Here is a 9,402-nt window from a genome sequence, read left to right as displayed (position 1 = left end):
CAGGCCGGAGGTCGGCAGGGCCGCCGCGGTCATCACGTCGTTGAGGTCGACCAGTTCGGTGATCTCGGGCGAGGGGATGTCCGCCCGCGCCCCGGACGCGGGGGCGAGGTGGGCCGCGGCCGTCAGCGTCGGTGCCGCCAGCACGTACCCGAGGAACCGGCGTCTGCCGACACCGTGCGTGCCGGGTTCGGGCGGGAGGGGGCGTTCAGTGCCGGGCATCGGTGCCCTCCCCGGGTCGCGTGGGCGGCTCCGCCTGTCCGGCGGTCCGTGCGCGGAGCGCTGCCGCCGGTCCGTCACTGCGCGGTCTCGTCATGTTCCCCTCTGGGCGGGTCGGTTCCGGACCCCGGGTTCTCGGACGCACACGTTGCCGTGGGCCCGCCCGGGTGGCAAGGGGGCGTACGCCGCGCCCGGCGACGACCCGCGAGGTGCCGCGCGCCGTGGGCCGCGGGGGGCCGGGGCTCCGGGGTCCCGCCGGTGAGGACGGGACCCCGCGCCCCGGCGGCACCGCGTGCGGGGCGCGGCGGGGGCGGTTCAGAAAGGGCGGTTGGCGTCGGGGATCTCCAGGTGGATGGGCCTGCCCTCGGCCATGAAGAGCAGCACGAACTTGCGCAGCGCCTCCTCCAGGACCCATGCGATCGACGGCACCCCCGGCAGCGGGATCAGGCCCTCGCGGAAGGCCACCACCAGCGGCCAGGCACTGCTGATGACCGGTTTCAGGAGCGGTTCCCGGTCCAGTCCGATCAGGTCGCCGACCCGGTCGCCGACGATGTACCGGGAGAACGCGTTGATCAGCGGCTCGGTGAGACCGGCGTCGACCTCGGCGATGATGCCGAGGAGCGCGTCGGTCAAGGCGGCGCCCTCGGGGGTGTGGTCGATGATCGGGTCGAGGACCTGCCGGGACTGGGCGTTCGCCTCGTCCCAGGTGGCGGGGATGTACTCGTCGCGGATGCCGAGCATGTGCGCGCTCACCTGCCACACGTGCAGGAAGCCCTCCGACTCGGTGGCGGTGATCGGCACCCGCCAGTCCCGCAGCTTGCCCATCACGTAGGTGGGCAGGCTGTGCCAGGTGACCATCATGTCGGCCTGGCTGATGGGGATGGTCTGGCCGCCGCTGGTGCGGGACCAGCCGGGGGACTGCGGCAGCAGGTGGCGCACGGCCGCGTGCACCAGCCGGGTGCGCACCGAGGTCGCGATCATCCCGCCCTGCGGCTTGTAGGCGTACCGGTCGCCGACGTCGTAGCCGAGCTGGGCGGTCTTGGCGACGCGGTCCTTCATGTCCGCGCCGCCCTTGGAGTAGTAGACGGCGCGCGCCTCCCGGGGGATGGCGGTGCTCAGCAGGCCGCTGCCCAGGCCGTACAGGACGCCGGTGTAGAGGCCCTTCTTCCGGGTGAAGTCGACCGCGTCCTGGAGCTTCTCCGCGTCCGCCCAGGAGGGCAGTTTGCGGGCCTCCTCCATCCAGTCCCGCAGGTCGCCGGGGAGTCCGTCCGGCAACGGCTGGTCGTTGCGGACCCAGCCGCGCAGCAGGTCGTTGACCCGGGGCACCTGGCCCCGCTCGATCACCTCCGCGATGATCGCGTCGATGTCGTCGTCCCACACCCACTCGGGATCGAGTCCGGCTCCCCTGCCCGCGACCGAGCCGGCCGGCGACCACGTCCACAGCGACCGCGCGTGGACCGGCGACGCCAGGCCCAGCGCCCCGAACGTGCCCAGGGCGCCGCCCGCGATCAGTAGTCTGCGCCTGCTGATTTCTTCCATGGTGGATGAACTCCTTCTCGGATCTCACTGGTTGAGGGGTACCGGTGTGCCCGGTGCGGAGGTGCGCCCGGCGGGGAGGCGGGGTGGTGCGCCCGGCGGGGTGGTGCGGTGGTGCGGAGATGCGCCCGGTGGGGTGGTGCGCACGGTCCGGACGGTCGTGCCCGTGACGGCCGTGGTTCCTCAGCCGGGGCGGTTGGTGTCGGGGATCTCGATGTGCGTCCCCCGCCCCTTGGTGAGGTAGAAGAGGATGTACTGGCGGACGGCCTCGTCGATCGTCCAGGCCAGCGGCGGCACCAGCGGCAGGGGGATCAGCTTCTCGCGGAAGGCGACCAGCTTCGGCCAGGCGGTCGCGATCGCCCTCTCCCAGAAGGGCTCGCGCGGGATGCCGTCCCAGTCGGCCACCTGGTCGCCGACCAGGTAGCGGGCGAGCGCGTTGACGAGGGGGCGATCGATGCCGCCGGGGCTGGTCTGCTCGGCGAGCTGGCGCAGCAGGATGTCGGTCAGTTCGACCCCCTCGCGGGTGGGGCCGAGGACCGGGTCGAGGACCTGCCGGGACTGCTCCTCGGCGTCGTCCCAGGTGGCGGGGATGTACTCGTCGCGGACGCCGAGCAGGTGCGCGGTCACCTGCCACAGGTGGAGGTAGGCCGCCGACTCGGCGGGCGTGAGGGGCACCTTCCATGCGAGGAGCTTGCGCATGGTGTAGGTGGGCAGGCTGTGCCAGGTGACCATCATGTCGGCCTGGCTGATGGGGATGGTCTGGCCGCCGCTGGTGCGGGACCAGCCGGGGGACTGCGGCAGCAGGTGCCGCACGGCCGCGTGCACCAGCCGGGTCTTGACGGCCTGCACGACGACGTCGCCGTCGGGGCGGTAGGCGTTCAGGTCCCCGACGGCGAAGCCCAGCAGGCTCGTCTTGGCGACCCGGTCCTCCATGTCGGCGCCGCCCTTGGAGTAGTAGACGGCGCGCGCCTCCCGGGGGATGGCGGTGCTCAGCATGCCGCCGCCCACTCCGTTGAGCAGGTTGAGGTAGAGGCCCCGGGTCTCGTTGAAACGGGCCGCGGTCTCGAGTTTCGCCCGGTCGGCCCAGGACGGCAGCCGCCGCGCCCGCTCCATGAAGTCCCGCAGGTCCGCGGGCAGGCCGCCGGGGAGCGGCTGGTCGTTGCGGGTCCACTCGCGGAGCCCCGCGTTGGCCTTCGGCACGTCGCCGCGGTCGATCACGGCGGCGACCAGCCGGTCGGCCTCCTCGTCCCAGACCCACTCCGGGTCGAGCCCCGCCCCCTCGCCCGCCACCGAACCGCTCGGCGCCCAGGTCCACAGCGACCGGGCGCGGGCCGGCGAGGCCGCGCCCAGTGTCCCGAACGCCCCCAGTGCCCCGCTCACGAGCAGCATCCTGCGCCTGCTGAGTCCGTCCATCGTCGCGAACTCCTCCTCGAGTCCTGTGGCCCGCCGCCCCGGTTGGTACGATGAAACACGGCACGCTTCCTTGTTTCATCAGGGGAGCACAGACGCGACGTGAACGCCAGGGGCTTCACAGAATCAGGGAGGCAGGCGTGGAACCCGTTCCCCCGGCCCTCATGGGGCCGCCCGGCTCCCCCTCCGTGCTGGAGATCGCGTTCACCGAAGCCGCCGAGGGCCTTGCCCGGGAGGACGAGGTGACCCGGCGCCTGCTCGACGCCGCCTACGAACAGTTCTGCCGCATGGGCATCAAGCGGTCCACCATGGCGGACGTGGCGCGGGCGGCCGGTGTCTCCCGGATCACCGTCTACCGGCGCTTCGCCACCAAGGACCACCTGGTCGAGCAGGTCGTACGGCGCGAGTTCCGGCGGTACTTCGACCGCTTCATCGTGGACATCCGGGAGGCCGGGACCGTCGCCGACCGGGTGGTCCTGGGATTCGCGAGCTCGCTCAGGGCCATCCGCCACAACCGCCTCATCGGCGGTCTCATGGCCGCCGAACCGGACGCCGTGGTGCCGTCCATGACCGCCGACGGGGGGCGCACCCTGGCCGTGGTGCAGCAGTTCGTCGCCTCACGGCTGCGACAGGAGCAGCGCGCGGGCAACGTCGCCGGCGAGGTGGACGTGAACCTGGTGGCCGAGATGATGGTGCGGGTCTCCGCCTCGTTCCTCGTCATCCCCAGTCATGTGATCGACCTGGACGACGAGGAGCGGGTGCGCGCGGTGGCCCGGCAGTTCCTCGTTCCGATGCTCGGCCCACCGCACTCGCCCCGCCCGTAGGGATCGGCTTTCCCGGTCCCGGCCCCTGCCCCGATCCGGTCCCGGTCCCGGCTGCGCGGCGCCCTCCACGAGGGCGGCCGGAGGCGGTTGTTGGCTTCCCGTCAACAACGGGGAGGGTGTCGAACTCCCTGGGGTGACTGCGGCGTTGGGATGCCTCTCGCCGGTCGACAAGGTTTCTCGCGTCACCGTGTGCGCACTGTTGACGAGTTGCCAGGAGTGACTCACTGTGGGGAACCGCCCGAGGAGTCCGCTCCGGGGCCTCGCCCGTGAGGTCCGCCCGTGGCGTCCGCCCACGAGGTCCGTCCGGGGCCTGCGCGCGAGAAGCCCGTTCCACGAGTCCGTTCCACGAGTCCGTTCACGGTTCGCGATGGAGGGAGCCCGCCGTGGCCACAGCAGAGCACGTGTCCGAGCCCGTCGAAGGACTGACGATCCCCAGGCTGTTGCGCCGGAACGCCCGGCGGTTCGGCGACCGTCCCGCTCTGACCACCGGCCCCGGTCCTGAGGCCGGGACCCTGTTGTGGTCGCAGCTGCGCGCCGAAGTGGCCGCCCTCGCCCGCGGTTTCGGCGTGCTCGGTCTCCAGCGCGGCGACCGGATGCTGATCGCGATGTCCGAGCGGGCGGAGCACTGGATCACGGACCTGGCCGCCGTCCACGCCGGCGCCCTGCCCTGCAGCGCGGACGACACGTTGAGCACCGGGCAGCTCCGCGCCGTGGCCCGCCACAGCGCGGCCACCGTCCTCGTCCTGGAGGGCGAGGAGCAGCTGCGGCGCTGGCGGCCGGCCCTGGACGACCTGCCGGACCTGCGCGCCGTCGTCCTCCTCGACTGGAACGCGGCCCCGCCCGGCGACCCCCGTTTCGTCGGCTACACCGCCGTGCGCGGCGCGCTGCCCCCCGACGACGCCGGGTTCGAGGCGCTCACGGACGCCGTCACCCCCGACCAGCCGCTGGCCCTGGTGTACGCCCCGGGCACGACCGGCGACCCCGAGGGCGTGCTGCTCTCCCACCGCGACGTGATCCACGAGTCCCTCCTGCAGGACCGCCGGCTCCCCGTCCCGGACCATCCCCGGTCGCTCGCGTGCCCGCCGGCGGGGCACGTCGCCCAGCGGGCGCTCGGCACGTACCTGCCGATCCGCCACGCGGGCCACGTCACGTTGTGCCCGGAGCCCGACCGGCTCCTGCCCGCTCTCCTCGCGGTCCGCCCGCACGCCTTCCTCGGAACGCCCCGGATCTGGGAGGAGATCGCCGCCGCCCTGCGGGCGAAGCTCACGGAGCTTCCCGAAGAGGAGCTCCCCGAAGAGCGGACGGCGGCGCCGCCACGGGCCCGGACGACCGCTCCCGGCGCGCACCGACCGCCCTCCGAGGGCGAGGACGCCCCGGCGGACCTCGCCGGGACGCCGGAGCGGCTCGACGCGCGGGCCGCAGGGCTCCTGCGCGAGGCCGTCGGACTCGACGACTGCCACCGGGCCCTCAGCGGCGGGGCCCCGCTCCCCGCCGGTGTCCCGGAGTTCCTGGTGAGCGCGGGACTGCCGGTGCACGAGGTGCGGGGGCTGGGCAGGCCCACCGGCGCGGCAACCACCGGCACGTCCGGGGACCGTAGCGCGGAGACCGGCGGCGTCCCGCCCGGGCCGGACCCGCACCGCCGCGCCACGGAGAAACAGCCCACCGCCGCGCTCGGGCCGACGTACCCGTAGGCCGGCACCCCGCGACCCCGGAAGGAGCCCACCGCATGGGCGTTCGGCCCCAGGCCCGGCGACGCCGCATGGAGCCGGACGCCCGGCGCGCCGAGATCCTCGGAGCCGCGCGCGGGCTGTTCGGGGCCAGGAGCTACGGCATGGTGTCCCTCGCGGACGTCGCCGCGGAGGCCGGCGTGACCCGTGCCCTGGTGAGCCACTACTTCGGCAGCAAGCGCCGGCTCTACCTGGAGGTGGTCCGGCAGATGATGGTCGTCCCGGCCTCCGTCTCCGCGCGGCTCCCCCCGGTCGGCGCGGAGGAACGGGTGGCGATCTGCGTCGACCGGTGGCTCGAGGTCGTGGAACGCAACCGGGAGATGTGGCTCTCGGCGATCGGTCTGGAGGCGCTCGGCAACGACCCGGAGATCGACCGGATCATGCTCGAGGCCGACGAGACCGCCACGGACCGGATCCTGGAGGCCGCGATGATGGCCGACGTCACCGAGGGCCGGCAGAAGCTCCGGGCGATGATCCGCGCCCACAGCGGCATGCTGAAGGCCGCCTCCCGCGAATGGCTGGTCCGCGGCACCCTCAGCCGCGGCGACCTGCACGTGATGCTGACGCGCACCGTGCTCCACCTGGTGCACACCGTCTTCCCCGCCCTGCGGGACGAGCGGGAACACCCGTGACGCCCGCCTCCCGGGCCCCGCCGGGGAGAGAGGTCGTGCCCCGGGTCCCGACCGGCGAACGGCGTGACCCGGTCGGGCGGTGGACGACTTCCGCCACCGCGGTCACGGGACGGAGGGGCGGGTCGCCCGGCAGGCCTCCGGCGGCCGGGAGCGGCACACGAGGGCGGCGCGGCCGCCCGTTCGCCGGCGCCCGCGCCCGCCCGCGACCCGGCCCGCGCGCCGGGGGAGGGGCCCGGACCACACGGCGGGGGAGGGCCGCGGCGCGTACGGCGGGGAAGGACCGCGGTTCGTACGCCTGTCCCGGTCCGTCGCTCGATCCGGTAAAGCGCTCCCCGCGCGGTGGCCGTGGAGCCACGCTGATACCGAGGGCCGTCGCCGGTCGGCGGCCGAGGCGGGCGTACCGGTACGGGGGGCATCGACATGGCAGACACTCCACGAAGTGGGCCGCGCGCCGACGAGCAGGTGGTCCTGCTCGTCGCGGGACTGGCGGACCTGGCGGTGAGCACCGTCGGCTCCGCCGTCGGGACGGTCCGGCAGCTCCTGCGCCGTTCCGACGGCGCCGACATCGCCCGGGACGCGCGGCAGGACCTGATGTCCCGGGGCCGTATCGCACTGGACCGCCACACCGTCGCCCCCGCGCACCTGGAGGTGCTGGCCCAGCACGTCCTGGCCCGGCGGGCGACGTGCGGTGGCGATGTCTGAGCGGTGGGACCCGGCCGCGTTCAAGGAACGCGTCGACACGCTCCTGCGGGACTTCCTGGCCGAGGAGGCCGGACACCTCGTCCGGATCGACCCCGCGCTCCAGCCGGTGGCCGACCACCTGCGGAGGGCGGCCGGGCACGGCAAGCGACTGCGCGCGGCCTTCTGCTACTGGGGGTGGCGCGCCGCCGACCAGCCCGACAGCGACGCCCTGTTGCGGGCGGCGGCCTCCATGGAACTGGTCCACGCGGCGGCGATCGTCCACGACGACCTCATCGACGACAGCCCTCTTCGCCACCACCTGCCCACCGTCCACGTCTCCCTGGAGACCGCCCTGGCCGGGCGACCGCGGGCGCGTGCCGCCGCCCGCTCCCTGGCCATGCTGATCGGTGACCACCTGATGGCACTCGCCGGGCAGTTGTTCGCCGTGAGCGGTCTGCCCGCCGCCTACCTCGCCCGGGCCCGGCCGATGTGGGCGCGGCTCGCCCGGGAACTGGTCGCGGGGGAGTGCCTGGAGATCCTCAGCACGGGCACCGGTCCGGATCCGGACGTGTCCATGAAGGTCGTCCGCTACAAGACCGCCAAGTACACCGTCGAGCAGCCCCTGCTCATCGGGAGCCTGCTCGCGGGCGCCTCCCCCGCCCTGCGGGCCGGCCTGTCCGCCTACGGGATGCCGCTGGGGGAGGCGTTCCAGCTGCGCGACGACCTGCTGGGGCTGTTCGGCGAACCCGGTGACACGGGCAAGGACGGCCTGGACGACATCCGGGGCCACCGGCCCACCACCCTGCTGGCCACGGCCTGGCAGGCCGCTCTCCCCACCCAGCGCCAACACCTCGCCCGCGTGTTCGGACGCCGGGACGTCGGCGAGGAACAGCTCAGGGAGGTGAGGGAGCTGATGATCGAGCTCGAGGCGCCCCAGGAGGTGGAACACATGATCGTCTCCCGGGTGAGGGAAGCCGTCGGCCACCTCGACGGGCTCGGCATGTCCCGGCACGCGCGGTGGGCCCTCACCGATCTGGCCCGCTCCGCCACCGACCGCCGCACCTGACGCCACCGAACGACCCCACCGACCCGCCCGTGGAGGCTGCCGGCCCGGACGCCGTGCCGCCCGGGGGACAAGGACCGCTGACATGGCTTACACCGAAGCCTCGATGAACGCCCTGCGCCACTCCGGCGACGAACTCGCCGACGCCGTCGTGGCCACCCTGTTCGAACGCGGGGAGGTGGGCACGTTCAACACCCTGATGCGCCACGTCTCCACCGCCGGCTCCCCGCTGCCCGACGGGCTGCCCTACGTCGCCCGCGAGTACCTGCAGACCACCGGCATGCCGCCGTCCTGGGTGGACTGGGGCGAGATGGAGAAGGCGCGGCTGTTCTTCGTCGACAACAACGTCCACATCTCCACCGCGCTGTCCTTCGCCTCGATGCCCGCCTGCTACCTCGTCCCGCACGTCGCGCGGCTGCTGTCGGCCACCCACGGGCTGGACTACCCGTCCAAGCGGATGGCGGAGACGGGCCAGTTCACCGTCTACCTGATGCAGCCCGACGCCTTCGAGGCCGGCAGCCGCTTCCTTCCCGCCGCGCAGAAGGTGCGCCTCCTGCACGCCTCGATCCGGCACCACCTGAAACGAGAGGGCCTCTGGGACACCGGGACGCTCGGAACGCCGATCTGCCAGGAGGACCTGATCGGCGGCCAGATGTTCTTCTCGCTCCTCGTCCTCGACAGCCTGCACCGCCTGAACATCCACATGTCCACCGAGGGCGCCGAGGCGTACTTCTACGCCTGGCGCGTGGTCGGAGCGCTCCTCGGCGTCGACCAGGACGCCGTACCCAAGAACCTGGAGGAGGGCCGGCAGTTCCTCGACCTGTACATGATCCGCCACATGGGCCCCTCCGAGGAGGGTGTCCGCCTGACCCGGCAGCTGATCGACCTGTACGAGGAGGTCGTCCCCGGCACCTTCTTCGACCCCGTCGTCTCCGCCCTCATCCGCCACTTCGTCGGCGACACCTGCGCCGACTGGCTCCAGGTGCCCCGCACCGCCTGGGACAACGTCGCCAGGGTGGTCCCCTCCCTGCTCGGCGTCCTGGAGGGGATCGAGGACCGCTCATCCCTCGGCGCCTGGGCGCTGGACCGCCTCGGCCACCTCACCACCGTGCTCGAACTGTCCTCCCTCACCCGCGGCCGCGTCATGCACTACGCCATCCCCGAACAGCTGAAGAAGGACTACGGGGTCGGCGACGGCGTGCGCCGCTCCCGCCGCTGGACCCCTCCCGCGCCCACGGTCACGACCTGAGGGAAGCGCCGCGGATGCCGCGTCCGCACGGCGGCACGGGGCGTCCCGTGCCGCCGTGCGGACG

General features: G+C 73.5%; 9 protein-coding genes. 6 read left to right on the top strand and 3 right to left on the bottom strand.

Features of this window, described 5'->3' with window-relative positions:
• The 3 genes from AOK18_RS00710 to AOK18_RS00700 form a co-directional block, all read right to left on the bottom strand.
• The coding region (locus AOK18_RS00710; protein WP_157864987.1) for a hypothetical protein at nt 1-219 on the bottom strand (219 nt) is incomplete at its 3' end.
• 312 nt (nt 220-531) lie between these two features.
• Nucleotides 532-1,755, bottom strand: a complete 1,224-nt coding sequence (locus tag AOK18_RS00705; RefSeq protein ID WP_055692965.1) for an oxygenase MpaB family protein — start codon at nt 1,753-1,755, stop codon at nt 532-534.
• Between the two features lie 180 nt (nt 1,756-1,935).
• Nucleotides 1,936-3,165: an oxygenase MpaB family protein gene (locus AOK18_RS00700; RefSeq protein WP_055692964.1), complete on the bottom strand. Its 1,230-nt coding sequence runs from the start codon at nt 3,163-3,165 to the stop codon at nt 1,936-1,938.
• 137 nt (nt 3,166-3,302) lie between these two features.
• On the opposite strand from AOK18_RS00700, the gene AOK18_RS00695 reads away from it, so the two are divergent.
• From AOK18_RS00695 to AOK18_RS00670, 6 genes are all read left to right on the top strand, one after another.
• A complete protein-coding gene (locus AOK18_RS00695; protein ID WP_240503003.1) occupies nt 3,303-3,986 on the top strand; it encodes a TetR/AcrR family transcriptional regulator in 684 nt (227 codons plus the stop codon).
• Between the two features lie 383 nt (nt 3,987-4,369).
• Nucleotides 4,370-5,677, top strand: a complete 1,308-nt coding sequence (locus AOK18_RS00690) for an AMP-binding protein (protein WP_079104779.1) — start codon at nt 4,370-4,372, stop codon at nt 5,675-5,677.
• A 35-nt stretch (nt 5,678-5,712) separates the two neighbouring features.
• Entirely contained in the window at nt 5,713-6,345 is a 633-nt protein-coding gene (locus AOK18_RS00685; protein ID WP_055692962.1) for a TetR/AcrR family transcriptional regulator, read from the top strand.
• Between the two features lie 420 nt (nt 6,346-6,765).
• Nucleotides 6,766-7,047: a hypothetical protein gene (locus AOK18_RS00680; RefSeq protein ID WP_055692961.1), complete on the top strand. Its 282-nt coding sequence runs from the start codon at nt 6,766-6,768 to the stop codon at nt 7,045-7,047.
• Nucleotides 7,040-8,092 carry a polyprenyl synthetase family protein gene (locus tag AOK18_RS00675; protein ID WP_055692960.1) on the top strand — a complete coding sequence of 351 codons (1,053 nt, stop codon included), beginning with the start codon at nt 7,040-7,042 and terminating at the stop codon, nt 8,090-8,092. The genes AOK18_RS00680 and AOK18_RS00675 overlap by 8 nt, the downstream gene beginning before the upstream one ends.
• Nucleotides 8,093-8,174: 82 nt before the next feature.
• Nucleotides 8,175-9,338 (top strand): oxygenase MpaB family protein, encoded by a 1,164-nt coding sequence (locus AOK18_RS00670; RefSeq protein ID WP_055692959.1) that lies wholly within the window; start codon nt 8,175-8,177, stop codon nt 9,336-9,338.
• Nucleotides 9,339-9,402: the final 64 nt, after the last annotated feature.

The organism is Streptomyces prasinopilosus, assembly GCF_001419695.1.
In the GTDB taxonomy this organism is placed as follows: domain Bacteria; phylum Actinomycetota; class Actinomycetes; order Streptomycetales; family Streptomycetaceae; genus Streptomyces; species Streptomyces prasinopilosus.
The sequence above is the reverse complement of the archived record's forward strand: the minus strand, read 5'-3'. Positions and strand labels throughout refer to the sequence as shown.